General features: G+C 64.1%; 25 protein-coding genes. 10 read left to right on the forward strand and 15 right to left on the reverse strand.

Features of this window, described 5'->3' with window-relative positions; translation table 11 throughout:
* The first annotated feature begins 20 nt into the window (after nt 1-20).
* On the forward strand, nt 21-710 hold the full coding sequence (locus tag EJ074_RS08850; protein ID WP_129553047.1) for an HAD family phosphatase: 690 nt from the start codon (nt 21-23) through the stop codon (nt 708-710).
* 98 nt (nt 711-808) lie between these two features.
* Here EJ074_RS08850 and EJ074_RS08855 read toward each other — a convergent pair whose 3' ends face one another.
* Nucleotides 809-1,540 (reverse strand): hypothetical protein, encoded by a 732-nt coding sequence (locus EJ074_RS08855; RefSeq protein ID WP_129553048.1) that lies wholly within the window; start codon nt 1,538-1,540, stop codon nt 809-811.
* A 128-nt stretch (nt 1,541-1,668) separates the two neighbouring features.
* Here EJ074_RS08855 and thrC point away from each other — a divergent pair, with 128 nt between their 5' ends.
* From thrC to EJ074_RS08875, 4 genes are read left to right on the forward strand one after another with little or no spacing between them, the layout of a single operon-like run.
* Nucleotides 1,669-3,066 carry a threonine synthase gene (gene thrC / locus EJ074_RS08860; RefSeq protein ID WP_129553049.1) on the forward strand — a complete coding sequence of 466 codons (1,398 nt, stop codon included), beginning with the start codon at nt 1,669-1,671 and terminating at the stop codon, nt 3,064-3,066.
* A 14-nt stretch (nt 3,067-3,080) separates the two neighbouring features.
* Nucleotides 3,081-4,373, forward strand: coding sequence for a pitrilysin family protein (locus tag EJ074_RS08865; protein WP_095805576.1), 1,293 nt, complete (start codon nt 3,081-3,083; stop codon nt 4,371-4,373).
* 14 nt (nt 4,374-4,387) lie between these two features.
* Nucleotides 4,388-4,984, forward strand: a complete 597-nt coding sequence (locus EJ074_RS08870; protein ID WP_095805575.1) for a GNAT family protein — start codon at nt 4,388-4,390, stop codon at nt 4,982-4,984.
* 3 nt (nt 4,985-4,987) lie between these two features.
* Nucleotides 4,988-7,876 carry an EAL domain-containing protein gene (locus EJ074_RS08875; RefSeq protein WP_095805574.1) on the forward strand — a complete coding sequence of 963 codons (2,889 nt, stop codon included), beginning with the start codon at nt 4,988-4,990 and terminating at the stop codon, nt 7,874-7,876.
* Between the two features lie 81 nt (nt 7,877-7,957).
* On the opposite strand, the gene EJ074_RS08880 is transcribed toward EJ074_RS08875, so the two are convergent.
* A complete protein-coding gene (locus EJ074_RS08880; protein WP_095805798.1) occupies nt 7,958-8,566 on the reverse strand; it encodes a YqgE/AlgH family protein in 609 nt (202 codons plus the stop codon).
* A 126-nt stretch (nt 8,567-8,692) separates the two neighbouring features.
* Here EJ074_RS08880 and EJ074_RS08885 point away from each other — a divergent pair, with 126 nt between their 5' ends.
* The 3 genes from EJ074_RS08885 to EJ074_RS08895 all read left to right on the forward strand — a co-directional run bounded on the left by EJ074_RS08885 (nt 8,693) and on the right by EJ074_RS08895 (nt 10,542).
* Nucleotides 8,693-9,499 carry a protein-disulfide reductase DsbD domain-containing protein gene (locus EJ074_RS08885; RefSeq protein WP_129553050.1) on the forward strand — a complete coding sequence of 269 codons (807 nt, stop codon included), beginning with the start codon at nt 8,693-8,695 and terminating at the stop codon, nt 9,497-9,499.
* A gap of 84 nt (nt 9,500-9,583) precedes the next feature.
* Complete coding sequence (locus EJ074_RS08890; RefSeq protein ID WP_095805572.1) at nt 9,584-10,066, forward strand: peroxiredoxin; 483 nt, start codon at nt 9,584-9,586, stop codon at nt 10,064-10,066.
* Nucleotides 10,066-10,542 carry a DUF2938 domain-containing protein gene (locus EJ074_RS08895; RefSeq protein WP_129553051.1) on the forward strand — a complete coding sequence of 159 codons (477 nt, stop codon included), beginning with the start codon at nt 10,066-10,068 and terminating at the stop codon, nt 10,540-10,542. Before EJ074_RS08890 ends, EJ074_RS08895 begins: the two co-directional genes overlap by 1 nt.
* A 16-nt stretch (nt 10,543-10,558) precedes the next feature.
* On the opposite strand, the gene rnhA is transcribed toward EJ074_RS08895, so the two are convergent.
* From rnhA to coxB, 12 genes are all read right to left on the reverse strand, one after another.
* On the reverse strand, nt 10,559-11,092 hold the full coding sequence (gene rnhA / locus EJ074_RS08900) for a ribonuclease HI (RefSeq protein ID WP_129553052.1): 534 nt from the start codon (nt 11,090-11,092) through the stop codon (nt 10,559-10,561).
* Complete coding sequence (locus EJ074_RS08905) at nt 11,089-12,051, reverse strand: homoserine kinase (protein WP_129553053.1); 963 nt, start codon at nt 12,049-12,051, stop codon at nt 11,089-11,091. The genes rnhA and EJ074_RS08905 overlap by 4 nt, the downstream gene beginning before the upstream one ends.
* Before the next feature lie 5 nt (nt 12,052-12,056).
* Nucleotides 12,057-13,061 (reverse strand): 4-hydroxy-3-methylbut-2-enyl diphosphate reductase, encoded by a 1,005-nt coding sequence (gene ispH / locus EJ074_RS08910; protein WP_129553054.1) that lies wholly within the window; start codon nt 13,059-13,061, stop codon nt 12,057-12,059.
* 77 nt (nt 13,062-13,138) lie between these two features.
* Nucleotides 13,139-13,894 carry an SURF1 family protein gene (locus EJ074_RS08915; RefSeq protein WP_165349893.1) on the reverse strand — a complete coding sequence of 252 codons (756 nt, stop codon included), beginning with the start codon at nt 13,892-13,894 and terminating at the stop codon, nt 13,139-13,141.
* Complete coding sequence (locus tag EJ074_RS08920; protein WP_095805567.1) at nt 13,891-14,277, reverse strand: DUF983 domain-containing protein; 387 nt, start codon at nt 14,275-14,277, stop codon at nt 13,891-13,893. Before EJ074_RS08920 ends, EJ074_RS08915 begins: the two co-directional genes overlap by 4 nt.
* Nucleotides 14,278-14,291: 14 nt before the next feature.
* Entirely contained in the window at nt 14,292-14,786 is a 495-nt protein-coding gene (locus EJ074_RS08925) for a L,D-transpeptidase family protein (RefSeq protein ID WP_129554016.1), read from the reverse strand.
* Between the two features lie 89 nt (nt 14,787-14,875).
* Nucleotides 14,876-15,826 (reverse strand): cytochrome c oxidase subunit 3, encoded by a 951-nt coding sequence (locus tag EJ074_RS08930; RefSeq protein ID WP_176478348.1) that lies wholly within the window; start codon nt 15,824-15,826, stop codon nt 14,876-14,878.
* Nucleotides 15,759-16,385, reverse strand: coding sequence for a cytochrome c oxidase assembly protein (locus EJ074_RS08935; RefSeq protein ID WP_095805564.1), 627 nt, complete (start codon nt 16,383-16,385; stop codon nt 15,759-15,761). Before EJ074_RS08935 ends, EJ074_RS08930 begins: the two co-directional genes overlap by 68 nt.
* Before the next feature lie 8 nt (nt 16,386-16,393).
* A complete protein-coding gene (locus EJ074_RS08940) occupies nt 16,394-16,576 on the reverse strand; it encodes a hypothetical protein (protein ID WP_095805563.1) in 183 nt (60 codons plus the stop codon).
* The gene (locus EJ074_RS08945; RefSeq protein WP_129553055.1) at nt 16,573-17,517 is read right to left on the reverse strand and encodes a heme o synthase; all 945 of its coding nucleotides are present in this window, start codon (nt 17,515-17,517) and stop codon (nt 16,573-16,575) included. Before EJ074_RS08945 ends, EJ074_RS08940 begins: the two co-directional genes overlap by 4 nt.
* A 76-nt stretch (nt 17,518-17,593) precedes the next feature.
* On the reverse strand, nt 17,594-19,243 hold the full coding sequence (ctaD, locus tag EJ074_RS08950; protein ID WP_129553056.1) for a cytochrome c oxidase subunit I: 1,650 nt from the start codon (nt 19,241-19,243) through the stop codon (nt 17,594-17,596).
* A gap of 38 nt (nt 19,244-19,281) precedes the next feature.
* Entirely contained in the window at nt 19,282-20,166 is an 885-nt protein-coding gene (coxB, locus tag EJ074_RS08955; RefSeq protein WP_129553057.1) for a cytochrome c oxidase subunit II, read from the reverse strand.
* 328 nt (nt 20,167-20,494) lie between these two features.
* On the opposite strand from coxB, the gene EJ074_RS08960 reads away from it, so the two are divergent.
* Both EJ074_RS08960 and tldD read left to right on the forward strand, forming a co-directional pair.
* Complete coding sequence (locus EJ074_RS08960; protein WP_095805559.1) at nt 20,495-21,040, forward strand: invasion associated locus B family protein; 546 nt, start codon at nt 20,495-20,497, stop codon at nt 21,038-21,040.
* A gap of 132 nt (nt 21,041-21,172) precedes the next feature.
* The gene (gene tldD / locus EJ074_RS08965; protein WP_129553058.1) at nt 21,173-22,585 is read left to right on the forward strand and encodes a metalloprotease TldD; all 1,413 of its coding nucleotides are present in this window, start codon (nt 21,173-21,175) and stop codon (nt 22,583-22,585) included.
* A 177-nt stretch (nt 22,586-22,762) separates the two neighbouring features.
* Here tldD and EJ074_RS08970 read toward each other — a convergent pair whose 3' ends face one another.
* A complete protein-coding gene (locus EJ074_RS08970; RefSeq protein WP_129553059.1) occupies nt 22,763-25,246 on the reverse strand; it encodes a caspase domain-containing protein in 2,484 nt (827 codons plus the stop codon).
* Nucleotides 25,247-25,295: the final 49 nt, after the last annotated feature.

Raw genomic sequence — 25,295 nt, forward strand, 5'->3', positions numbered from 1 at the left:
TCCCCCGCTATCGGATTGCCATGCCCCAGCCAGACCTTGTCATCTTCGATTGCGACGGCGTGCTCGTCGATTCCGAAATCATCGCCGCGCGCGTCGAGGCCGAACTTCTGACCTTGGCGGGCTACGAAATCTCGGCGGAGGAGATTTCCGAGACCTATGCGGGGTTGACCTTCAAGGACATATTGATGCGGGTCGAAGAGAAGTCGCGCATCCCATTCCAGGCGTCGCTGATCGACCGCGCCGAGGAACTGGTCGACCGCAAGCTGCGCAGCGACGTGCGCATCATCGACGGCGCGCGGGAGGCGGTGGCTACCGTGACCGCGCCGCGCGCGGTGTGCTCGAATAGCCGCACGGAGCGGATCGAATTCATGCTGGAGAAGGTGCGGCTGCTGCCGTTCTTCGCCGGCCGCATCTTCTCGGGGCTGGACATCCCCAGCAAGAAGACCAAACCGGCGCCGGACGTGTTCCTGTTTGCCGCCGAAAAGCTCGGCGCGGACCCGAAGAACACTTTCGTGATCGAGGATTCCGTGCACGGCATCACCGGCGCCAGGGCGGCGGGCATGCGGGTCATCGGCTTCACCGGCGCAAGCCACAGCTATCCCGGCCACGCCGACGCGCTGACCGAGGCCGGCGCCGAGACGGTCATCCGCCGCTGGGCGGAACTCGGCAGCACGATTGCCGCGCTGGCGGAATGGTCGGAGCACGCCTAGGCAAGAACGAGGCGCTTTTCGTTCGGAACTTCGCAAGAACAGGCACTTAGAGCGGCTCAGTCACTCCGTGAAAAGCTGAACCGCTCCGCCTGGGCCCGTCAGTTCGTCACCGCTACGGGCTTCTTCTTTCTCTTGGCTTTCGCCGTCGTCGCCTTCGGCGCGTTCTCGTCATAGCCGGCATAGGCCTGGTAATCCTGCGCGGCCGGCTCCGGCACTGCAACATTGGCGTCGGTGAAGACGAACTGGGTGGCAGCGGACGGATCGGTGACCTGCACCTGGTATTGGTGCAATTGCGAATAGAGCACCTCGGTGCCATGCGTGACCACGATACGGATCGGCATGGTGATCGTTCCGGGCGAGAACATCGGACCCGGCACGACCTTGCCGGCGACGGCAATCTTCATCGACAGCTGGCCGTTAGCATGGGTGCAGTCCCGCGTGACGTCGGAAATCGAAGACTGGTAGACGATCTTCGCCGGGTCCTGGGCGGGATCGATCGGCGCGCCGTTCGGCCCGGTCTGGGCAGCCGCTGCAGCTGCCGCTTCCGCGTTCTGCGCCGGGTCGGTCTTCTTCTTCTTGACCGCACCGCCCTTGGCGTAGGTGTTGAAGAAGGCGGTGCCGTCGCGCAAGGTGACCTTGGGACAATAGGCGCGCAACTGGCTGGCAAGCACCTGTGGATCCTGCGGCGGAGGCGGCGCGGTGGGATCCTTCTTGCTGAAACCGAAGTTCAGGATACCGTTGTCGCTCGATTGGCAGCCGGCGGCGGCAAGCATAAAGCCGGCAAGCGCCAGACCCGCGACAAAACGACGGTTGACCGAATAAAACGCCATGAACTGCACTTCCCTCTCAAAAAGCCGGTGACGTATAGCAACCGCGCGGCGAAAATGCGACTGAGGCTGCTCCAAAAATTAACCAATTTGCCGTGGATGACGCCACCGGCAGAAATGGACTTGTAGCGATGCATTATGTGAGTACCCGCGGGGAGGCCCCCGTCCTTGGATTTTCCGATGCGGTGCTGGCCGGTCTGGCGCGCGACGGCGGACTTTATGTGCCGCGTGAATGGCCGCAATTCTCGGCGGCCGATATCCGCGCCATGCGCGGTCTTTCCTACCCGGACCTCGCCATCCGCGTGCTGACGCCCTTCCTCGGCGGCGAGATCGCGGCGCCTGTGTTCGAGCGTCTGGTGCGCGAAGCCTATGCCACCTTCCGCCACGATGCCGTCTGCCCGCTGGTCCAGACCGGCGCCAACAGCTTCATCCTGGAGCTGTTCCACGGCCCGACGCTGGCCTTCAAGGACGTGGCTATGCAGTTGCTTGCCCGGCTGATGGACCATGTGCTGGCCGAGCGCGGCCAGCGCGCGACGATTGTCGGAGCTACCTCGGGCGATACGGGGGGCGCGGCCATCGATGCCTTCGCCGGCCGGGACCGCACCGACATCTTCATCCTCTTTCCGCACGGCAAGGTGTCGCCAGTTCAGCAGCGGCAGATGACGACGTCGACTGGCGCCAACGTGCATGCGCTGTCGATCCAAGGCAATTTCGACGATTGCCAGGGCCTGGTGAAGGACATGTTCAACGACCATGGCTTTCGCGACCGCGTTTCGCTGTCGGGCGTGAATTCGATCAACTGGGCCCGGATCATGGCCCAGATCGTATATTATTTTTCTTCGGCGCTGTCGCTCGGTGCGCCGGACCGGCCGGTGTCGTTCACTGTGCCGACCGGCAATTTCGGCGACATTTTCGCCGGATTCGCTGCCAAGCGCATGGGGCTGCCGATCGAGAGGCTGATCATCGCCACCAATGACAACGACATTCTGGCGCGCACGCTGGCTACCGGCGAATACCGCACCAAGGGCGTGTTCGCCACCACTTCGCCGTCGATGGACATCCAGGTGTCGTCGAACTTCGAGCGCCTGCTGTTCGAGGCCGCGGGCCGCGACGCCGCGACGGTCAGGCGCTACATGAACGGACTGAAGCAGTCGGGTGCCTTCACCGTCGAGGCCGGCGAAATGGCCTTGATCCGCGCCGAATTCGATGCCGGCCGGGCCGATGTCGGCGAGGTCGCCGCAACGATCCGTTCGACGCTCGAAGCGAGCAGCTATCTGCTCGATCCGCACACGGCGGCGGCCGTGCATGTCGCCGCCGCCCACCCCTCGGGCGCAGTGCCGATGGTGGTGCTCGGCACCGCCCATCCGGCAAAGTTCCCGGCGGCGGTCGAAGGCGCCAGCGGCATTATGCCTGCGCTCCCCGCATGGCTCGGCGGCTTGATGACAGCCGACGAAAAATACACGATACTTCCCTCCGACCTGAAAATGGTGGAAGATTACGTGGGCCGCCACACGCGGGCGGCACGTTAGGGAGTAGTTGCCATATGGGTGTTGAGGTAAGCCGTCTGTCGAACGGCCTGACAGTCGCCACCGAAACCCTTCCAAGCCTCGAATCCGTTGCCCTAGGCGCCTGGGTGAAGTCGGGCGCCCGCAATGAACGCGACGACGAGCATGGCATGGCCCACCTGCTCGAGCATATGGCGTTCAAGGGAACGAAGCGGCGCAGCGCCTTCCAGATCGCCTCGGAAATCGAGAATGTCGGCGGCGAGATCAACGCAGCGACGAGCGTCGAGACCACCTCCTATTACGCCAGGGTTCTCTCCGACGACGTGCCTTTGGCCGTGGATATCCTCGCCGATATCCTGCAGGAGTCCGAGTTCGATCCGGAAGAGCTGGAGCGCGAGCAGCATGTGATCCTGCAGGAGATCGGCGCGGCGCACGACACGCCGGACGACATCGTCTTCGACCGTTTCACCGAGACCGCTTTCCGCCACCAGACGATCGGCCGCTCCATCCTCGGTACGCCGGAGACGGTAAAATCCTTCACTTCCAAGCAGTTGCACGATTTCATCGAACGGCAATACGGCGCCGAGCGCATGGTGATCGTGGGTGCTGGCGACATCAAGCATGACAATTTCGTGCGCGAGGTCGAAAAGCAGCTCGGCGGCTTCCGCGCCAAGGCCAACAGCACCATGCCGCAATACGCCCAATATGTCGGCGGCGACTTCCGCGAGGACCGCGACCTGATGGACGCGCAGATCGTGCTCGGCTTCGAGGGCCGCGCCTACCATGTGCGCGACTTCTACGCCTCGCAGGTGCTGTCGATGATCCTCGGCGGCGGCATGTCTTCGAGGCTGTTCCAGGAGGTGCGCGAGAAGCGCGGCCTCTGCTACTCCGTCTATGCCTTCCATTGGGGTTTTTCGGATACCGGCATCTTCGGCGTCCACGCCGCGACCGGCCAGAGCGATGTCGCCAAGCTGGTGCCGGTCATCATCGACGAATTGCAGAAGGCCGGCGAAAACATCCTGCAGGAAGAGCTCGACCGGGCACGCGCGCAATACCGCGCCGGGCTGATCATGTCGGCGGAAAGCCCGGCCAGCCGTGCCTCGCAGATCGCACGCCAGTTGCTTCTGTTCGGCCGGCCGATCGCCAAGGAGGAATTGATGGAGCGCTTGGCGGCGCTCACCGTCGAGCGGCTGACCGATCTGTCGTCACGGCTGTTCTCGACCAAGCCGACGCTGACCGCCGTCGGCCCCGTGGGCACGCTGGCGCCCTACGAGGCGATCCTCGATTCGCTTTCGGGTCCGCAGACCACGGCCCGCAAGCTCGCCGTCTAACCCCGCAAAGAGCCGTGTTCGCGCTCCCTTTCTTTCGCCGCGACCTGCCGGCACTGAAGGGCGACAAGGTGACGCTGCGCGTGCCGCTGACCAACGATTATCGCGAATGGTCGACGGTGCGCGGCGAAAGCCGCGCCTTTCTGGAACCGTGGGAGCCACGGTGGCAGCCGGACGAGCTGGATCGGACGGCATGGCGGCTGCGCATCAGCCGCTACCGCGAGGACTATGCGCAAGGCACTGCCATCGCCTTCTTCATCTTCGAGAAGTCGAGCGGCAAGCTCGCCGGCGGCATCACGCTCGGCAACATTCGTCACGGCGTCGCGCAAAGCGGCCACATCGGCTACTGGATCGGCGAGCGCTATGGCGGGCGCGGACTGATGACGGAAGCGGTCAAGCTGGTGTCGCGCTTTGCCTTCGATACGCTGAGGTTGCACCGGATCGAGGCTGCCTGTATTCCCGACAACGCCCGTTCGATCCGCGTGCTTGAAAAAGCCGGATTCCGGCGCGAAGGGCTTCTTCGATCCTATCTCAGGATCAACGGGATCTGGCAGGATCATTACCTCTACGCGCGGATCGCGGACGATCCGCCGTGCGATGGAACGAAGGGCTGATTTGTGACGAATTTTTCGCGAATCGCGTCGCTGTTCGCTCTCATCCTGGCGGTCATCCTCACGCTTTCGGCGGCGATGCCGGCGCTCGCCGTCGAGCCGATCAAGATCGCCCGCGACGACAAGGCGCTCAACCTTTCGCAAGCTGTCGAGATCTTCCGCAACCAGGGCGAGAACTTCCAGGTCTCGACCGCTCCCGGCCCCGACGGCATCGTGCGCCGCATCGAGGTCGAGGCCAATGACGCGCGCTCGACCGGCGACTGGGCGGTGTTCGCGCTCGCCAACACCACCGACCAGCAGCTCGACCGGCTGATCGTCGCGCCGCATTTCCGGCTGGTGAATTCGGGCATCTTCTGGCCGGATCTCGGCTCGACCCGCATCGCGGCGATCACGCCCAGCGAGGGCTTCGCGCTCGACCGCCAGACCAGCCCCGACGCCGACGTGTTCCGGGTGACGCTGAACCCCGGCACCGTCGTCACCTTCATCGCCGAGCTTGCCTCGCCCAAGCTGCCGCAGGTCTATCTGTGGGACCCGGAATCCTACAAGGATTCGGTCAATTCCTACACACTGTTCCGCGGCATCGTCATCGGCATCGCCGGCCTCCTGGCGCTGTTCCTGACCATCCTGTTCGTGGTCAAGGGTACCTCGATGTTCCCGGCGACCGCGGCGCTTGCCTGGGCTGTTCTGGCCTATATCTGCGTCGATTTCGGCTTTCTCAACAAGGTCATCGAGATTTCGCCCGGCAATGAGCAGATGTGGCGGGCCGGCACCGAAGTGGCCTTGGCCGCCACCTTCGTGGTGTTCCTGTTCGCCTACCTCAACCTCAACCGCTGGCATGGCCATTTCAGCTACGGCGCACTGGTCTGGATCCTCGGGCTGCTGCTGATCGCCGGCGTGGCGATCGTCGACCCGGCGGTGGCCGCCGGCATCGCCCGCATCTCCTTTGCCGCCACCGCCCTGACCGGGCTCGGCCTGATCATCTTTCTCGGTATTCGCGGTTACGACCGAGCGATCATGCTGGTGCCGAGCTGGGTGATGGTGCTGCTGTGGCTATGCGGCTCGTGGATGGCGATCACCGGCATGCTCGACAACGACATCGCCCAGCCGGCGTTGGGCGGCGGCCTGATCCTGATCATCCTGCTCATCGGCTTCACTGTCATGCAGCATGCCTTTGCCGGCGGCGCGCTGCATCAGGGCCTGTTCTCCGACCTCGAGCGGCAAGCGCTGGCCGTTGCGGGTTCGGGCGACATCGTCTGGGACTGGGACGTCCTGCGCGACCGCGTCGTGACCAAGCCCGATATCAGCCTGCAGCTCGGCCTTGCCCCCAACAGCCTTTCGGGCGCGGCCCGCAACTGGCTGCCTGTGCTGCACGCCGATGACCGCGACACCTTCCGCACCACGCTCGACGTGGTGCTGGAGCACCGGCGCGGCAAGGTGGCGCAGAACTTCCGCCTGCGCGGCGCCGACGGCCACTACCACTGGTTCGCGCTGCGTGCCCGGCCGGTGATCGGATCGGATGGCGAGGTGATCCGCTGCGTCGGCACGATGGTCGACGTGACGGAGCAGAAGAAATCCGAGGAAAGGCTGCTGCACGACGCCGTGCATGACAACCTGACCGGCCTGCCGAACCGCGAGCTGTTCATGAACCGGCTGGAGGCGATCATCTCGATCGCCCGCACCGAGGACAAGGTGCGCCCGACCGTCTTCGTCATCGACATCGACCGCTTCAAGCAGGTCAATGACGGCCTCGGCATCTCGGCCGGCGACACCATCCTGCTGACCATCGCGCGCCGGCTGCACCGGCTGCTGAAACCCAAGGACTCGCTGTCGCGCTTTGCCGGCGACCAATTCGCGCTGATGCTGCTGTCGGAGCAGGATCCGGCCCGCATCGCCGCCATGGCCGACGCCGTCAAGCATGCCATCAACAACCCGATCACCTTCGCCAAGCGCGAGATCGTGCTCACCGCCTCGATCGGCCTGATAACCTGGACGACGGCACAGACCTCGGCCGAGGACATGGTCAAGGACGCCGAGCTTGCCATGCACCAGGCGAAGCGTTTCGGCGGCGACAGGATCGAGCCCTTCCGGCCGGCCTTCCGCACCGTCGGCACCGACCGGCTGCAGTTCGAATCCGATCTTCGCCGCGCCATCGAGCGACGTGAGTTCACGCTCGCCTACCAGCCGATCGTGCGGCTCGAGGACGGCAGCGTCGCCGGCTTCGAGGCCCTGCTCCGGTGGGACCACCCGCGGCGCGGCATGATCCCGCCGGGGGATTTCATTCCGGTGGCCGAGAATTGCGGGTTGATCGTGCAGCTCGGCCTATTCGCCATGCAGCAAGCCGCCGAGGACCTGGCGACATGGCAAAAGCAGATCGGCGATGCGCCGCTGTCGATCTCGGTCAACCTGTCCAGCCGCCAGCTTATCCGCCGCGACCTGGTGAGCGACGTGCGCTCGGTAATCGCGCGCGCCAATCTCAAGCCGCGCTGCTTCCGGCTAGAGCTCACCGAATCGCTGGTGATGGACAATCCCGAGCAGACCGCGCATGTGCTGACCAAGCTGAAACAGCTCGGCATCGGCCTGTCGCTCGACGATTTCGGCACGGGCTATTCGTCGCTCTCCTATCTGACGCGCTTCCCTTTCGACACGATCAAGATCGACAGGAGCTTCGTCGACGACGCCACGCCGAAGCGGGCGGTGCTGCTCAAGTCCATGGTCAACATGGCGCATGAGCTCGGCCTGTCGGTGGTTGCCGAGGGTATCTCGGACGAGAGCGACGCGCTGGAGCTGCGCCAGATGGGCTGCGAATATGTGCAGAGCTTCATGTTCGGCGCGCCGATGCCCGGCGACCAGGTGCTGAAGACGCTGCGGGAACAGTATCCGCTCGCGCAGGCTTGAAGGGTCGAGCGTTCACTGCACCCTAGGATGACGAAGTCGAGGGCGGCTTCGGCTAGTCTCCGACGTTAGCGCAGGCGTGGCTTAAGCGTGCCCGGCGGCAGCGCTGAGATGGGCGAGATCGATGCCGATCGACGCCAGAATGCGGTCGTATTTGCGCTCGATATCGGCGTCGAACAAGAGTTCCGGCGTCGCCGGGCAGGTCAGCCAGCCATTTTCGGCGATCTCGCTCTCGAGCTGGCCAGCGCCCCAGCCGGAATAGCCGAGCGCCATCAGCGCATGCCGCGGGCCACGGCCCGTCGAAATCGCGCGCAAAATGTCGACCGTGGCGGTCAGGCAGATGTCGTCCGAGACATTGAGCGAGGATTCCACGCGATAGTCGCCCGAATGCAGCACAAAGCCACGGCTGCGGTCGACCGGCCCGCCATTGCGAACGACGAAATCGCGGGCATGGGCCGGCAGGCGGATCGCCTCCTGCTCGTTCATGATGCCGAGCTGCACCAGAAGATCCGGAAACAGCATCTGCTGCGTCTGGTTGATGATCAGGCCCATCGCACCCTCGTCGCTGTGGGCGCAGATATAGATGACCGAGCGCGTGAAACGGTCGTCCTTCATGCCAGGCATGGCAATCAGGAACTGATCGTCGAGAAAGCCGCTGCCGGTGGCTCTCTTTTTGTGGCGCAACAAGTCCATGACGTGAAGGTAACCCGTTTCCGGCGCGCCGAAAAGATGCTGCGGGTGCCGGATGTCACGCAAATATGATACCGGCAAGATCACGAAATCATTGCACGGCCATCAACGGACGATCAAATCACCGCCATGCGTAGCCTGAACATACTCGTGCTTGCCGCCGTCATCGCATTGGGAACGGGTCTTCCGGCGGGAGCTTCGTCCTCGGTCTGGTACAGCAGCGAGGGCGGCAAGGTCCGGCTGGTGACCAGCGGCGGGCCCGACGAGTCAGGCAAGATCCATGGCGTGCTCGACATTGCGCTGAAGCCCGGCTGGAAAACCTATTGGCGAGATCCCGGCGATTCCGGCGTGCCGCCGCAGATCGACATCTCGGGCAGCACCAACATTGCCGATGCGCAGCTGTCGTTCCCCCCACCACGCAGGCATGACGACGGCTACGGCAAATGGGCCGGCTATGATCGCCCCGTGTCGCTGCCCGTTACCTTCACGTTATCGGCACCCGACCAGCCGGCGACCATCGATGCCCACGTCTTCCTCGGCATATGCGAGACCATCTGCATCCCGGTGCAGACGCGGCTTAGCGTCGATCCCGCCTCCGATCCGGACAACGCGACGGACGCGGCCTTGGTGAAGACGGCACTTGCAACGCTGCCCTCCCCGGCGCGGCCCGATTTCGGGGTCCGGGTGCTGCCCGGTGACCACGAGACCCTCGTCGTCGAAGCGCAATCGCCGGGAGATCCGGATGCTGTCGATTTCTTCATCGCAGGCGAGCGCGACTACATGTTCGGCGCACCGGTGCGCAGCGAAAAGGAGGGCAAGCTGGTATTCACCGTCCCGATCCTCGATCGGCCGTCGGCGACGCCCACAGATGGCGGGCTCTACTACACGCTGGTCAGCGCCGAGGGCGCGGTGGACGGCTTGTTGCCTTTCCCTTGAGCCAGGCTGGCCTGCCGGTTGCGGGAGACGCCCGACTTCGCTATCGCAGACAAAATCTTCCCAAATTTTCGAACGAGGAATTCCATGACGATTTCGGTTGGCGAGAAACTGCCCGACGCGACCTTCAAGACAATGACCGCGGATGGCCCCAAGCCGATCACCTCGGCCGAAATCTTCTCCGGCAAGAAGGTGGTGCTGTTCGGCGTGCCCGGCGCCTTCACGCCGACCTGCAGCAACAACCACCTGCCGGGCTACCTCGAAAACCACGACGCCATTCTCGCGCGCGGCGTCGACACCATCGCTGTCATCTCGGTCAACGACGTCCATGTGATGGGCGCCTGGGCGCGCTTCACCGGCGGCGAAGGCAAGATCCTCTACCTCGCGGACGGCAGCGGCGACTTCGCCAAGACAGTCGGTCTTGACAATGATCTTTCCGCAAACGGCATGGGGCTGCGCTCGAAACGCTTTTCGATGATCGTCGACGACGGCACCGTCAAGGCGCTCAATATCGAGACCAAGCCGGGTGTTGCCGAAAGCGGTGCCGCCAAAGTCCTCGAGCAGCTCTGATGTTCGACATCGCCTGGCGCGCCGTCGCGATCGGTATCGGCGCCACCATCTTCATGGATGTCTGGGCGATCGTCCTCGACAGAATGTTCAGTCTGCCCAGACCGGATTGGGGACTGGTGGGTCGCTGGGTCCGCCACCTGCCCGAAACCGTCTTTCACGACGACATCGGCAAGGCCACGCCCTATGCGCATGAGAAGGCGCTGGGCTGGGCTTTCCATTATCTCGTCGGCATCGCCTACGGCGTCATCCTGGTCGTGCTCGCGGGAGCAGGGTGGCTTGGCGAGCCGACCTTCCTGCCGGCGTTCATCCTCGGCATCGTGACCGTAGGCGCCGGCTGGTTCCTGTTGGCGCCCGGTATGGGCGCCGGCTGGGCGGCTTCCAAACGGCCCAATCCGATGCTGGTGCGAGCACTCAATCTCGTGTCGCACACTGTGTTCGCGCTCGGCCTGTTCTCCACGGCGCTGGCGATCCGCTGACGAAAAGTCGACGTGGTCAGTAGCTCTGCGTCGAGCGCCGGGGTGCGGGTCTCTTGGGCGAAGCGCCTTCCGGCTTCGACACAGCTGCAACCGCTGCCGGTCGCGCCGTCTTCGGCTTGAACGGCGCCATACCCTGCCTCGCCAGTTCGTCCGCGCGCTCGTTCTCAGGATGGCCGGCATGGCCTTTCACCCAGAACCACGTCACCTTGTGACGGCGGTTGGCTTCGTCGAGCGCCTGCCAGAGTTCGCCGTTCTTGACCGGCTTCTTCTCGCCGGTCTTCCAGCCGTTCTTCTTCCAGCCATGGATCCATTTGGAGATGCCGTCCATGACATATTTGCTGTCGGTGTAGAGGTCGACCGCGCAGGGCTGCTTCAGGGCGTTCAGCGCCGTGATGGCGGCAAGCAGCTCCATGCGGTTGTTGGTGGTCTCGGCCTCGCCGCCCGAAAGTTCCTTGGTGACGCCGTTGTAGCGCAGCACGGCGCCCCAGCCGCCCGGACCGGGATTGCCCGAGCAGGCGCCGTCGGTGAAGATCTCGACCCGCTTGTTCATGTCAGTCCGTATTCGGATGGAGACTTGATCGCGCGGTGAAAGCGCATGCGGCGAATATATTCCATCGGATCGCGTTTCATCACCAGCCCGCCATCGGGAATGGTCAGCCAATCATAAAGCCTGGTCAGCATGAAGCGCAGCGCCGAGCCGCGCGCCAGCATCGGCAGCGCCGCCTTCTCGTCGGCACCGAGCGGCCGCACCGCCTGGTAGCCGGCAAGCAGCGCCGCGCCCTTGGTGAGGTTGAAGGAAAAATCCTTCTCGAAGCACCAGGCGTTGAGACAGGTGGCGACGTCATAGGCGTAGAGGTCGTCGCAGGCGAAATAGAAGTCGATCAGCCCCGACAGCTTCTCGCCAAGAAAGAAGACATTGTCGGGGAACAGGTCGGCATGAATGATGCCCTGCGGCAGGCCGGCCGGCCAGGCACGCTCGAACTCCGCGAAGTCGGCGTCGACCTCGGCCGCCAGACCGGGCTCGACCTCGTCGGCGCGATTCCGTGACGCCGCCCACAGCTTGCGCCAGCCGTCGATGCCGAGCGCGTTCTTTCTCGTCATCGAGAAGTCCTGGCCGGCAAGGTGCAGCCCGGCCAGGGCCTTGCCGACCTCCCCGCAATGCGCTGCCGTCGGGCGCCTGAGCGAGAGACCTTCGAGGAAGGTGATGATGACGGCGGGTCGGCCCGCAAGCGTGCCGATGACGGTGCCGTCATGCGCGGTGACGGGAAGCGGGCAGGAAATGCCCTTCCTGGCGAGATGGCTCATGAGGCCGAGGAAGAAGGGCAGATCGTCCTTGTCGACGCGCTTCTCGTAGAGCGTCAGGATATAGGAGCCGGTGGAGGCATGGACGAGAAAATTCGAATTCTCGGTGCCTTCGGCGATACCTTTGTAGGAAAGGAGCTCGCCGACCGGATAGGCCTTCAGGAATGCGCCGAGCTCGCCCTCGTTGACGTCGGTATAGACGGCCATCCGACTTACGCGGCTCCATTGACGAAGGCCATGTCGGCCGCCGTCAGCTCGACATCGCGCAACACCCGCATCACCGGAAAGTCCTCCGTCTCGGTCGCCGTAATGGCCAGATCGATAGTGACGTCGAAGCGCTGCCGGAACGCGTCGATGATCTCGTCGACGATGATTTCCGGCGCCGAGGCGCCGGCCGACAGGCCGAGCGTCGAAATATCGGCGATCTCATCCCACGGAATTTCGGAGGCGCGCTGCACGAGAAGCGACATCGCGGCACCGGCGCGCTCCGCCACTTCGACAAGGCGCCGGGAATTCGAGGAGTTGGGCGCGCCGACGACGAGGAAAAGATCGGCGCCAACGGCCGTTTCCTTCACCGCTTCCTGGCGATTGGTGGTGGCATAGCAGATCGATTCGGCGGCCGGCGCGTGCAGTTCAGGGAACCGCTCCTGAAGCGCGCGGATGATGCCGGCCGTGTCCTCGACCGAAAGCGTCGTCTGAGTAACGAAGCCAAGTGCTGCGGGGTCGGCGGGAACGAAGCGGCCCGCGTCGGCTTCGGTCTCGATCAGTGTCACCGCGCCGTCCGGCAGCTGACCCATCGTGCCGATCACCTCCGGGTGGCCGGCGTGACCGATGAGCAGCACATGGCGGCCGAGCCGCTGGTGGCGCATCGCCTGCTTGTGCACCTTCGACACCAGCGGACAAGTGGCATCGAGATAAAAGAGATTGCGCGCCTCGGCGTCGGCCGGCACCGATTTCGGCACCCCGTGGGCGGAAAAGACGACCGGCGATTTCCGGTGCTCTGGCGGAATCTCTGACAGTTCCTCGATGAACACGGCGCCCAGGCTCTGCAGCCCCTCGACGACATAGCGATTGTGCACGATTTCGTGGCGCACATAGACCGGCGCCCCGTATTTCTTCAACGCCAGCACGACGATCTGAATGGCGCGGTCGACGCCGGCGCAGAAGCCGCGCGGCTGGCAGAGCCTGATCGTCAGCGGTGGCTTGGTCTGAATCATCGAATACTGGCCGGTTCAATCGGAGGGCTGCAGGCGAAATGAGGTGCGCACCCCTTCCCTGTCAAGAGCGGCAGCGCTCAAGCGTCCTTCGCCGGGCGGCGAAGCCTGAGGATCAGCACCGCCGCCAGGGCTGCGGCCAGGCCGTACCAAGTGACGGCATATTGCAGGTGATTGTTGGGCAGGTCGATGATGGTGACGCCACCGACCGGCAGGCCGCCGGGATTCGGCGTCTTGTCGGCATCGACGAAGAACGGCACCAGCACGGCGCCGGCGGGGAGGCCGGCGGTCGATGCCATCGCGTCGCGATCCTTCCAGTAGAAGATGTTTTTCGCGACATCGTTGTCGGGAAGCATCATCGACGGCTTGCCCGGCAGCGGATTGCGGGCAAGTCCAGTCACCGTCATCTTGCCGGCGATCTCACCCTGCTGCCGCTTGGCCGGGTCCTTGAGGTCGTAAGGAACGAAGCCGCGGTTGACCAGCACGAAGCGGCCGTCATCGAGTTGCAGCGGCGTATAGACGTTGAAGCCGGTATCGCCTTCCCAGGTGGAGAAGAAATGCCGCTCGCCCTGGTGCCGGAAAGTGCCCGTCACCCTTACCGGCGTGTAATCGACGTCATGGGTGGCGGCGAATTGCTTCTCGACATCGGCCAGCGGCAGGGGCTGCGCGTGGGTGCGCCGGTCGATGGTCGCGAGCAGACCCTCCTTCCATGACAGGCGCTGAACCTGCCAGGTGCCGAGTCCCAGAAGAATGGCGAACATCACGAGGCCGAGGCCAAGCAGCAATGCCGAGCGCGGCCGCGAAGAGCCAGCGGTCGAACCGGTCGCTTCGCTCATTGGCCGCTGTCCAGCCTGCCTTCCGCAGCCTTCTTGCTGTACTGCAGGGTAATCAACACCCCCTTGATCAGGCGCAGCGCCGTCAGGCTCAGCACCAGCGCCAGCGGTATCCACAGGATGAAGTGCAGCCAGAGCGGCGGGCTCAGCGTCACTTCCATCCACAGCGCCAGCCCGACGACGATGAAGCCGATGATCAAAATGACGAACACAGCCGGGCCGTCGCCGGCATCGGCGAAGGAATAGTCGAGACCGCAATTGTAGCAGCGCTTGCCGACAGTCAGGAAACCGGAAAACAGCTTGCCCTCGCCGCAGCGCGGACAGTGGCCGTGCAGGCCCGCCGAAACCGGATCGATGGGTGGCCAGATCGCCTTATCTTCACTCATCTAATGATCTTCGCTCATCGCCTGATCTCGATCGGTGTGCCGTTGGCCACCATTGCCCAGATTTCGTCCATGTCGGAGTCGGTAACCGCGATGCAGCCGTCAGTCCAGTCGACCAATTGAAGCAGCCAGCCGAGCCAACTCAAACCGTTCGGCTGGCCGTGGATCATGATCGAGCCGCCGGGATCGACAGCGCGCGCCCTTGCCGCCGCCTCGTCGTTCGCGTTCGGATAGGAGATATGGATCGACTTATAGGCCGCGCTGTTTGCGTTGCGCCAGTCGAGGACATAACGCCCCTCCGGTGTCCGCTCGTCGCCTTCCTGCTGCTTGTGGCCAATGGGGTCGCCGCCCAGCGCGATGCGGTAGCTGCGCAGGGCTTGTCCTCCATCGCCCATCAGCCTCAGTTGCCGCTTGGATTTCTCCACCAAGACGAGATCCACTTTCTCGCCGGCGAGCGCGGGAGATGCCGCGATCAGACTTGCGCAGATGGCAAAATGAATTCCAGCCCTCATCGGGCCATCGATCCGCGACTTTGCGTCGAAAAGAAGAAGGCGGCCGCTCGCCACGGCCGCCTGCTCAAAAAATCCCAAGATCGCCCGGGTCAGTGGGCTTCGATCACCGCGCCGCTCGAGGCCCAGACATAAACGCAGCTGAACAGAAACAGCCAGACCACGTCGACGAAATGCCAATACCAGGCGGCGGCCTCGAAACCGAAATGCTGCTTGGGCGTGAAGTCGCCGCGCATGGCGCGCACCAGGCAGACCAGCAGGAAGATCGTGCCGATGATGACGTGGAAGCCGTGGAAGCCGGTCGCCATGAAGAAGGTGGCGCCGTAGATGGAATCCTTGAAGCCGAACGGAGCGTGCATGTACTCGTAGGCCTGCACCATGGTGAAGAGCATGCCGAGGCCGACCGTCAGCACCAGGCCGTTGATCAGGCCCTTGCGGTCGCCATGCAGCAGTGCGTGGTGGGCCCAGGTCACCGTCGTGCCCGACAGGAGCAGGATGATGGTGTTGTAAAGCGGCAGGTGGAAGGGGTCGAGAACCTCCAGGCCTTTCGGCGGCCAGACACCGCCGGTGAAGGTGGTGCGGGCATATTGCGCGGCCTCGCCCGGAAACAGGCTGGCGTCGAAGAAAGCCCAGAACCAGGCGACGAAGAACATCACCTCGGAGGCGATGAACATGATCATGCCGTAGCGCAGGTGCAGCGACACGACGCGCGTGTGGTGGCCTTCATGCGCTTCCTTGATGGTGTCCGACCACCAGGCGAACATCGTGTACAGCACGATGATCAGGCCGATGAAGAACAGCCACGGGTTGGCGATGTTGTGCCCGAAGATCGGGAAGTTGCCGGCCTTGAGATACTGCATCAGGCAGACGCCGCCGATAGCCGTGACCAGCGAGCCGATCGACCCCAGGAACGGCCATGGGCTGGGGTTAACGAGATGGTAGTCGTGGTTCGGTTTTGCGTGCGCGTCTGCCATATCAACCCCCGAGGCTTGCTTCGGAATTGGAAACTTTGTTGCTGCCGGCGGCTGGAGCCGATGACGCAACGGGCTTGTTCTTTTCGACCGGGAACATGGTGTAGGACAGGGTGATGGTCTTCAAGTCCTTCAGTTCCGGCACGTTGACGATGTCCGGATCGACGTAGAACACGACCGGCATGTCCAGCGTCTCACCGGGCTTGAGCGTCGTGTCGGTGAAGCAGAAGCACTCCACCTTGTTGAAATAGGCGCCTGCCATTTCCGGCTGCACGTTGAACGAGGCGCGGCCGGTGATGGGGCGGCTGAACCTGTTGGTCGCGCTGTAATGGGCCTGCGTGGTCTCGCCGATCTTGATCGTCACCGAGCGGGTGGCGGGCTCGAACTGCCACGGAATGCCGTTGGTGTTGGCATCGAATCGAATTGTGATGTCACGGTCGAGCACGCGGCCGGCATATTGCTTTTCTGCGCGCTGCGTCGTGCCGCCATATCCCGTGACCTGGCAGAACATCTTGTAGAGGGGCACCGCAGCGTAGGCCATGCCGACCATGCCGGTGAAGAAGGCAAGGCAGACCGCGACGACGATGCGGTTGCCGTTCTTGCCGAGAGGTCTGCTGATCTCGCCACTCATGGAACGCCTCACATCAAACCCGAAGATGTAAGGCCTGCGCCGTGATGGCCAAAGCGCACGATGGTGGCGACGTAGAAGATGATGACAAGCGCGGCGAGCGCCACACCGATGGCGATGGAACGGTTGCGCCGCGCCTTGCGCTGGCGTTCGGTCAAGGTGACCAGTTCGAGGTTCTTGTCGGCCACGATCATGCTCCCCCCATGACGAGGGCGCGCCCGACCACGCTGTCGACGAGATAGGCAGCGAAGATGGCGAAAAGATAGAGCAGCGAATAGCCGAACAGCGCCTTGGCCGGCTTCATGGCGCGGTCGCCGTCGCTCATGCCGAACACCTTCCAGGCATACCAGACGAAGCCCACTCCGAGCGCGACCGAGACGACGCCGTAGCCGGCGCTGGTAAAGCCCAGCATCCAAGGCAGCACGCCGACCGGCGCCAGGATCAGCGCGTAGGCAAAGATCTGGCGGCGGGTCGAAGCCTGTCCAGCGACGTTCGGCATCATCGGGATGCCCGCACGGGCATAGTCATCCGACTTGAACAGCGCCAGCGCCCAGAAATGCGGCGGCGTCCAGAGGAAGATGATCAGGAACAGGATCAGGCTTTCGAGGCTGACCGAGCCGGTCACCGCCGCCCAGCCGATCACCGGCGGAAATGCACCCGCGGCCCCGCCGATGACGATGTTCTGCGGCGTCCAGCGCTTCAGCCACATCGTGTAGATGACGGCATAGAAGAAGATGGTGAAGGCGAGCAGCGCCGCCGACAGCCAGTTGACCAGCACGCCCAGCGTCATCACCGACAGCACCGAGAGCACGAGGCCGAAGCTCAGCGCCTCGCCAGGCGTGACACGGCCGGCCGGCACGGGACGGCCGGCCGTCCTGGTCATCACAGCGTCGATATCGGCGTCGTACCACATGTTCAGCGCGCCGGACGCACCGGCACCGATCGCGATCGCCAGGATGGCGATCACCGCCAGCAGCGGATTGATGGCGACCGGTGCGGAGACCAGGCCGACAAAAGCCGTGAAGACGACCAGCGACATAACGCGCGGCTTCAGGAGGGCGAAGAAATCGCCCGCGGTCGCTTCCGACATGCGAAAGCCCGCTTCCTCCATCAATCTGTCGTCGGCAAGGGCCATGCGTACTTAAAGTCCATCATTCCGTTGGCCAAGACCGCCGGCTTGCTGGCGGCCTCGCATGCGTGGGGAAGCTGCCTTACTTGATCTTGGGCAGCTGTTCCCACTGGTGGAACGGCGGCGGCGAAGGCAGCTGCCATTCGAGCGTGGTGGCACCCTCGCCCCACGGATTGGCGCCGGCGACCCGCTTCTTCTGGAAAGCCTCGAAGACGCCGTAAAGGAAGATCGCGACACCGACGGCGGCGATGTAGGAGCCGTAGGATGAGACCATGTTCCATCCTGCGAACGCATCCGGATAGTCGACGGTGCGGCGCGGCATGCCGGCAAGGCCGAGGAAGTGCTGCGGGAAGAAGATCAGGTTGACGCCGACGAAGGTGACCCAGAAGTGGGTGTTGGCGATCACCGGCGAGTACATGTAGCCGGTCATCTTCGGGAACCAGTAGTACCAGCCGGCAAAGATGGCGAACACGGCGCCCAGCGACAGCACATAGTGGAAGTGGGCGATCACGAAATAGGTGTCGTGCAGCGAGCGGTCGAGGCCGGCATTGGCCAACTGAACGCCGGTGACGCCACCGATCGTGAACAGGAAGATGAAGCCCAGCGCCCACAGCATCGGCGCCTTGAAGGAGATCGAGCCGCCCCACATGGTGGCGATCCAGGAGAAGATCTTCACGCCGGTCGGCACCGCGATGACCATGGTGGCGAACACGAAATAGCGCTGCGTGTCGAGCGACAGGCCGGTGGTGTACATGTGGTGCGCCCAGACGATGAAGCCGACGGCGCCGATCGCGACCATGGCGTAGGCCATGCCGAGATAGCCGAAGACCGGCTTCTTCGAGAAGGTCGAGACGATATGGCTGATGATGCCGAAGCCCGGCAGGATCAGGATGTACACCTCGGGATGGCCGAAGAACCAGAACAGATGCTGGAAGAGCAGCGGGTCGCCGCCCTGATCCGGCACGAAGAAGGCTGTGCCGAAGTTGCGGTCGGTGAGCAGCATGGTGATGGCGCCCGCCAGAACCGGCAGCGAGAGCAGCAGCAGGAAGGCCGTGATCAGCACGGCCCAGGCAAACAGCGGCATCTTGTGCAGCGTCATGCCGGGAGCGCGCATGTTGAAGATAGTGGTGATGAAGTTGATCGCACCGAGAATCGACGAAGCGCCGGCGATGTGGATCGAAAGAATCGCGAGGTCCATCGCGGGGCCGGGCTGACCGGAGGTCGACAGCGGCGGATAGATCGTCCAGCCGCCGCCGACGCCGAAGGCGCCCGGAGCGCTCGGCACGAACATCGAGCTGAGCAGCAGGATGAAAGCCGGCGGCAGCAGCCAGAAGGAGATGTTGTTCATGCGCGGGAAGGCCATGTCCGGCGCGCCGATCATGATCGGCACCATCCAGTTGGCGAAGCCGCCGATGAGCGCCGGCATCACCATGAAGAAGATCATGATCAGGCCGTGCGCGGCGCCGAAGGCATTGTACATGCTCTTGCCGCCGTCGATGGCGGCGTCGCCTTGCATGCCGTAGACCATCTGCGCCAGACCGCTGAAGATCTGGATGCCGGGCTCCTGCAACTCCATGCGGATGGCCACCGAAAGCGCGGCACCGACGATGCCTGCCATGATCGCGAAGATCAGGTAGAGCGTGCCGATGTCCTTATGGTTGGTGGAGTACACCCAGCGGACCCAGCCATGCGGCCGGTGGTCGTGGTGCTCGTGAGCTGCAGCCTCTGCCATGTTCCGCTCCGTTCCCTAATTCCTGCTTGCCCGCGGCATCAATTGCCGGCGGCCGCTACCTTGTTGGTGCCGTCGATCTCGGCCATCAGCGCCTTGTTGGCGGCCGGCACGTCGGTCTTGGCCGTCTCCAGCCAGGTCTTGTACTGCGCGTCGGACACGACCCGAACCGCGATCGGCATGAAGGCATGATCCTTGCCGCAGAGCTGCGAGCACTGGCCATAGTAGAGGCCTTCCTTGTCCGCCTTGAACCAGGTCTCGTTGGTGCGCCCGGGTACGGCGTCCATCTTGATGCCGAAGGACGGCACGGCGAAGGAATGGATGACGTCGGTGGCCGTGATCAGCACGCGGGTCATGGTGTTGACCGGCACCACCAGCTCGTTGTCGACGGCGAGCAGGCGCGGATAAAGATTGCGGTCTTCCTTGCCGGCCTTGGCACGATCGGCGTCCTGCAGGATCGCCGAGTTGAAGGAGAAGGTCTTGTCGACCTGATATTCATAGTCCCAGTTCCACTGGTTGCCGGTCGCCTTGACGGTGAGCTTGGCTTCTTCCGGCGGCGTATACTGAGCGGTGAGCAGCTGGAAGGAGGGGATGGCGATGAGCAGCAGCACGACGACCGGGCCCACTGTCCAGATGACCTCGATCAAAGTGTTGTGGCTGGTCCTGGAAGGCACCGGGTTGGCGCTCGCGCGGAACCTGAGGATGCAATAGGCGAGCAGGATCAGCACCAGAAGCGTGATCACCACGATGAAGACGAAGGTGTAGTTTCCGAACCACTCGATCTGCCGCATCATGTCGGTCGCAGGCGCCTGGAATCCGGTCTCCCAAGCCCGCGGCTGATCCGCATAAGCGGATGCACTGGAGAGGAGCGCGCCCGCGGCTGCAGCACCTGCCAGATACTTGGCGCTTGCCAGGAATTTTCTCATCGCCCTCACGTCTCCCACTTCCTGCGATCGGATCGCACCAATAACGGACAGTGCCGGGATTGGGAATCCCGGTCTTTCCCTAGGCTGGTTCAAACCATACTCTACTGCCCTCCGCAAGGAAGGAGCGGAGGAAACCGTGCGGCATTTTTGCGCGCAACCCAGAGGAGGTCCTCGACCGTCGCGACGCTGCGCGCCGGGCGGTCGCAATTCGGGCGAAATTGCTCTGGAAAAGCGCGTAATTGCCGGGATCCGGGCGGGCCGGCGACGGTCTCGTCCTTTACTTGGCCTTGGCGCGGCTTAAAGTGCCGTGATTCGCAATGGAGCCGTCATGACTTCCTGGCTTTCGAGACCCTCGGCGAAGGTGGTTCTTTTCCTCGCCGCACTGCTTGGCGCCAGCTTGGCCGGCGGAGCCAGCGCCGCGCCGCCTCAGACCGCCGCGCCGCCCAGCGGCACGGTCAAGTCGACGCACGGGGCATGGTCGATCATCTGCGACACGCCTGCCGGCGCGACCTCCGAGCAATGCGTGATGATGCAGAACGTCGTGGCCGAGGACCGTCCCGAGATGGGACTTTCGGTAGTGGTCCTGCGCACCGCCGACAACAAGGCCGAAATCCTGCGCGTGCTCGCGCCACTCGGCGTGCTGCTGCCCAACGGGCTTGGCCTCAACGTCGACGGCAAGGACATTGGCCGCGCCTACTTCGTGCGCTGCTTCCAGGACGGCTGCTATGCCGAAGTGATCCTCGAAAAACCGCTGCTCGACACGCTGAAGAGCGGCACCTCCGCCACCTTCATCGTTTTCCAGACGCCCGAGGAAGGCATCGGCATTCCCGTCGACCTCAAGGGATTCGCAGAAGGCTTCGCCGCCCTGCCCTGAGCGCAGCGGCGGCAATGAGGCCGACGGGTCGTTTGCGGCGCTGACAACCCCGTGTGCACGTCGCCGATTGCCTTGGCCGGTCTTGGCCCCTACATCGGGGGTAAGACGAAACCGCCAGCGGACAGCCCTGCCATGAACAGCCTGATCGGCCAATTCGACATTTCCGACGATCGCATCAAAGAGATCGTCGCCGACACCATCAAGGGCGCCGACGACGGCGAGCTGTTCCTCGAATACAGCGAGAGCGAAGCGCTGATGTTCGACAATGGCCGGCTGAAGACGGCCAATTTCAACACCGACCAGGGTTTCGGGCTGCGTGCCGTGGCCGGCGAGGCCAGCGGCTATGCCCACTCCAGCGATCTTTCGGAAGCTTCGCTGCTGCGGGCCGCCGATGCCGTATCGGCGGTCAAGGGCGGCTATACCGGCACGCTCGCCGCCGCGCCCGCCCGCACCAACCGCCACCTCTACGGCGACGAGAACCCCATCCCCTCGCCCAGCTTCGAGGCCAAGGCCAAGCTTCTGCAGGAGATCGACACCTGGCTGCGTGCTGCCGATCCGCGAGTGCGGCAAGTGACGGCCTCGCTCGCGGCCTCCTGGCAGCATGTCGAGATCGTGCGCGGCGACGGCCAAGTGGTGCGCGACATCCGGCCGCTGGTCAGGATCAATGTCGCCGTGGTGGTCGGCGACGGCGACCGGCAGGAAAGCGGCTCCTACGGCATGGGCGGCCGCAAGAGCTTTGGCGACTTCCTCACCGAAGAGAGCTGGAAATTCGCAGCCGGCGAGGCACTCAGGCAGGCGCTGGTCAATCTCGAGGCGGTTCCAGCGCCGGCGGGCACGTTCGACATCGTGCTGTCCAGCGGCTGGCCGGGCGTGATGCTGCATGAGGCGGTCGGCCACGGACTGGAGGGCGACTTCAACCGCAAGAAGACGTCCGCCTTCGCCGGGCTGATGGGCAGCCAAGTGGCGGCGAAGGGCGTCACCGTGGTCGATGACGGCACGATCGCCGAGCGGCGCGGCTCGATCACCGTCGACGATGAAGGCACGCCCTCGGCGCGCAACGTGCTGATCGAGGACGGAAGACTGGTCGGCTACATGCAGGATCGCCAGAACGCCCGGCTGATGGGCATGAAGGCCACCGGCAACGGACGGCGGGAGGGCTATGCGCACCAGCCGATGCCGCGCATGACCAACACCTACATGACCTCGGGCGACATGCCGCCGGAGGAGATCATCGCCTCGGTCAAGAACGGCATCTATGCCGTCTCCTTCGGCGGCGGCCAGGTCGACATCACCTCGGGCAAGTTCGTGTTCGGCTGCACCGAGGCCTACATGATCGAGAACGGCAAGGTGACGCAGCCGATCAAGGGCGCGATGCTTATCGGCAACGGGCCCGACGCCATGCACCGCGTCACCATGGTCGGCAACGACATGAAGCTCGACAACGGCATCGGCATGTGCGGCAAGGCCGGCCAGGGCGTGCCTGTCGGCGTCGGCCAGCCACATCTGAGAATGAACCAGATGACGGTGGGCGGCACCAGGGTTTGAAGCCCCGGGCCTGTGCCATCAATTAGTCAACCTGGGCGGCAGCCTTCACGAACATAGCCAAGCGCGACGGCCGAACGGCCTGCCGGGACCGGAGCGGTTTCCTGCTTCTTTGCGCGGAACAAAGACATCCCCCGTCTTGTAACTTCACGGACCGGAGCCGCCGAGTTGCCGGCCGACCTACTGCCTGCAGGGCGGCTCGCCCGGATGCCCGCAGACAGGTCTCTTGTTTCCCTGCTGCGGTTGTCGCTGGGGCTGCTGCTGCAGACGACGCTCCTGCGGCTGACCCTGAGGTCTCGGCTGCGCCCGGAACTCCGGCCTCTGCGGCTTGGAGAACACCTCGACGTTGCGGTTTTGCTGCAGCTTGAATTGGCGCTGCGCATTCTCGTTCGGCCGGTTGACCTTGAAATTGCGTTGGACGTTGATCTCCGCGCCGGCTGAACCCTCTTGATCGTTCTGCAGCCTGCGGAATTTCCTGCCGCCGCCAGCCGGGCCTTGAACCTGGTCGGAGAACACATTCGGATTGTTCTTTCTCAGTCTCTTCTGCACGCTCGAGCGGCTGTCGGCCGGCGCACCGTTGACCGTCGGCAGCTTGCGGAAGTTTCTGCCCCTATCCTTGGCCGGAGCCCGATCATTCGGTTCGACGAACGACTGGCCGGCGGACAAATCCTTGCGCCTCAGCTTCCTCGGTTTGCCGTCGTTCCGATCGGACAATACATTCGGATTGTACTTCCTGGTCTTTTCCCGGACGCTCAAACCTTGCTCGGCCGGCCTGCCATTGACGGTCGGCAGCTTGCGGAACTTGCGGTCGTTGCCCTGGATGCTGACCGGCCCCTTCTTGCCGGCAGCAGCTGCGTTTCCGGTCGCCTCGCGGTCGGCGTCCACGGTGCCTTGCTTGCCGAGCAGCTTCCTGGACGCGTTGCCGGGCAAATTCAGGCCGTTGGGCACCGGCCTGCCATTGACGAGCGGCAGCGTCTTGCCGCGGCCTCCCGGCAGGGTGTGATCGGTTCCAAGCTTGCCCGCGGATTCATTCTTGGACAGCGGCATGACGACGCCGGGCTGCTTGCGTTGCTGGATCGCGGCTCGCTTCTTCAACAGCGGCGGCAACGCGACCCTGGCCGCCATCGCGGCGGTGCCGCCGGCGGTCACCTTCCGGCCGGCGGTGAGGCCGCCCTCTTCAGTGCCGTCTGGCTGCCTGGCCTCGCTGGCCTCGTTGGTGATCGTCGTGTTGTTGATGGTGTTGATAACGGTCGTGTTGTGGATGTTGTTGAAGATGATGTCGTTGGGCGGCGGCACGATATAGCGCGGCGGCCTGACCCACACGGGCACGGGCACGAAGACCGGGACAGGCAGCACGAAGACGTCGACCGGCCGCCGCGGCGGCCGCAGCACGATGAAATCTGGCGGCGGCGGCGGCAGGAAGATTATCGCAACGGGGGGCGGCGGCTCGAAATCGAAATCAGGATCGTCGAAATAGAGCACCGGCCGGTCGACATAGATGAATTCCTCCTCCGGCGGCGGCGGCACGTCATAGATGATGACTGTGAAGCTCGGGGGTGGCTCAAGCTCGGCGTCGAAATGCTCCAGCCGGCGACGCGCGTCCCACGCGTGCGGGCCATGCGGATAACGGTCCAGGTAGGACCAGTAGGCCTCCGGCGTGTCTCGCATCCAAGTCTGGCGCCAAGTGATCGCCTCGCGCCGTGCCGCGCAGATTGCCCGCACGCGCTTGGCCATCGGATCGTGCGGATAGGCGACGAGGAACTCCTCGTAGCCGCTCAGCGTGTCGCGATCGAGAGCCGCCACATAGGCGTCGTCGGCATCGAAGTCGCGGATCTCTCTCGTCCGGTTCGCCTGGTCTTCGGCCTCCGAAACCTTCGGCGCGGGAGCATCGGGCGCGCGGTCGAAGAAGACGAAGGGTGCGCTGATCTTCGAGGCATTCCACGGCACTTGCGCGCCCTGGGTGACTTCGTTGACGCGCAGGCGCACGCGATCGAACAACTCGTCGAGCGGCAGACCGCCTTCGCGCATCATCTCAGCCAGAGCCTGGGCATAGGCGCCATACGGCCCCTTGCCCTCCGGCGCGACCGTTCCCGGAGCGGCATTGAAGGCGATCAGCATGTTCGGGTCGGGATCGACAAGCGCGAGGCCGCCGGCCAGCGGCTGGTTGGTCCGCGGGAGGGCGTTGGGCCGCGCGGCGTCGAGCACCACGATGTTGACCTTGGTCGGCAGCGCCGCGAGCGGCCGCGTGAGATCGGAGATCCGCACCGCCTGGATCGGCACATCGGCCGGATTCGCGATCTTGGCGTCGACCGGCAGGAAATAGTTCTCGCCCTCGAACTGCACGCCGCGGCCGGCAAGGAAGATGAAGACGACTGCGTCGGGACCGGCTTCCGAAACCTTGGTCAGGAAATCGCGGAAGGCGCCGCGCAGGGATTCCTGGTCCACGTCGCGCGCGCCGACCACATCGAAGCCGGCCGCCTGCAAGGTCTGTGCGATCAACCCGGCGTCATTCGCCGGCGTCACCAGTTCGCCTGGAGAGTAGGCCGCGTTGCCGATGACGAAAGCGAGGCGTTTTTGCTCCTGCCCGAGCGCGGTCGTCGCCGGCGCGACGGCTAGCACGATGAGAGCTACGACGAGGCCGATGAACTTCTGAAGCGTCCGCATTGCAACCGCCGTCCGTTATCCGCCGTCCGTTCAGATCAGTAACGCGGAA

It is taken from the genome of Mesorhizobium sp. M3A.F.Ca.ET.080.04.2.1 (genome assembly GCF_003952525.1).
Classification (GTDB): Bacteria; Pseudomonadota; Alphaproteobacteria; order Rhizobiales; family Rhizobiaceae; genus Mesorhizobium.

Excerpts from the sequence above, each read along its gene's own strand:
- EJ074_RS08890 (WP_095805572.1), top strand. The coding sequence starts at position 9,584 with ATGACGATTTCGGTTGGCGAGAAACTGCCCGACGCGACCTTCAAGACA.
- EJ074_RS08945 (WP_129553055.1), bottom strand. The coding sequence starts at position 17,517 with ATGGCCCTTGCCGACGACAGATTGATGGAGGAAGCGGGCTTTCGCATG.
- EJ074_RS08940 (WP_095805563.1), bottom strand. The coding sequence starts at position 16,576 with ATGATCGTGGCCGACAAGAACCTCGAACTGGTCACCTTGACCGAACGC.
- ispH (WP_129553054.1), bottom strand. The coding sequence starts at position 13,061 with ATGATTCAGACCAAGCCACCGCTGACGATCAGGCTCTGCCAGCCGCGC.
- EJ074_RS08935 (WP_095805564.1), bottom strand. The coding sequence starts at position 16,385 with ATGAGTGGCGAGATCAGCAGACCTCTCGGCAAGAACGGCAACCGCATC.
- EJ074_RS08905 (WP_129553053.1), bottom strand. The coding sequence starts at position 12,051 with ATGGCCGTCTATACCGACGTCAACGAGGGCGAGCTCGGCGCATTCCTG.
- EJ074_RS08920 (WP_095805567.1), bottom strand. The coding sequence starts at position 14,277 with ATGAGTGAAGATAAGGCGATCTGGCCACCCATCGATCCGGTTTCGGCG.
- EJ074_RS08850 (WP_129553047.1), top strand. The coding sequence starts at position 21 with ATGCCCCAGCCAGACCTTGTCATCTTCGATTGCGACGGCGTGCTCGTC.
- EJ074_RS08885 (WP_129553050.1), top strand. The coding sequence starts at position 8,693 with ATGCGTAGCCTGAACATACTCGTGCTTGCCGCCGTCATCGCATTGGGA.
- EJ074_RS08960 (WP_095805559.1), top strand. The coding sequence starts at position 20,495 with ATGACTTCCTGGCTTTCGAGACCCTCGGCGAAGGTGGTTCTTTTCCTC.
- EJ074_RS08855 (WP_129553048.1), bottom strand. The coding sequence starts at position 1,540 with ATGGCGTTTTATTCGGTCAACCGTCGTTTTGTCGCGGGTCTGGCGCTT.
- EJ074_RS08915 (WP_165349893.1), bottom strand. The coding sequence starts at position 13,894 with ATGAGCGAAGCGACCGGTTCGACCGCTGGCTCTTCGCGGCCGCGCTCG.
- EJ074_RS08970 (WP_129553059.1), bottom strand. The coding sequence starts at position 25,246 with ATGCGGACGCTTCAGAAGTTCATCGGCCTCGTCGTAGCTCTCATCGTG.
- coxB (WP_129553057.1), bottom strand. The coding sequence starts at position 20,166 with ATGAGAAAATTCCTGGCAAGCGCCAAGTATCTGGCAGGTGCTGCAGCC.
- EJ074_RS08925 (WP_129554016.1), bottom strand. The coding sequence starts at position 14,786 with ATGAGGGCTGGAATTCATTTTGCCATCTGCGCAAGTCTGATCGCGGCA.
- ctaD (WP_129553056.1), bottom strand. The coding sequence starts at position 19,243 with ATGGCAGAGGCTGCAGCTCACGAGCACCACGACCACCGGCCGCATGGC.
- rnhA (WP_129553052.1), bottom strand. The coding sequence starts at position 11,092 with ATGAACAAGCGGGTCGAGATCTTCACCGACGGCGCCTGCTCGGGCAAT.
- EJ074_RS08895 (WP_129553051.1), top strand. The coding sequence starts at position 10,066 with ATGTTCGACATCGCCTGGCGCGCCGTCGCGATCGGTATCGGCGCCACC.
- tldD (WP_129553058.1), top strand. The coding sequence starts at position 21,173 with ATGAACAGCCTGATCGGCCAATTCGACATTTCCGACGATCGCATCAAA.
- thrC (WP_129553049.1), top strand. The coding sequence starts at position 1,669 with ATGCATTATGTGAGTACCCGCGGGGAGGCCCCCGTCCTTGGATTTTCC.
- EJ074_RS08865 (WP_095805576.1), top strand. The coding sequence starts at position 3,081 with ATGGGTGTTGAGGTAAGCCGTCTGTCGAACGGCCTGACAGTCGCCACC.
- EJ074_RS08880 (WP_095805798.1), bottom strand. The coding sequence starts at position 8,566 with ATGGACTTGTTGCGCCACAAAAAGAGAGCCACCGGCAGCGGCTTTCTC.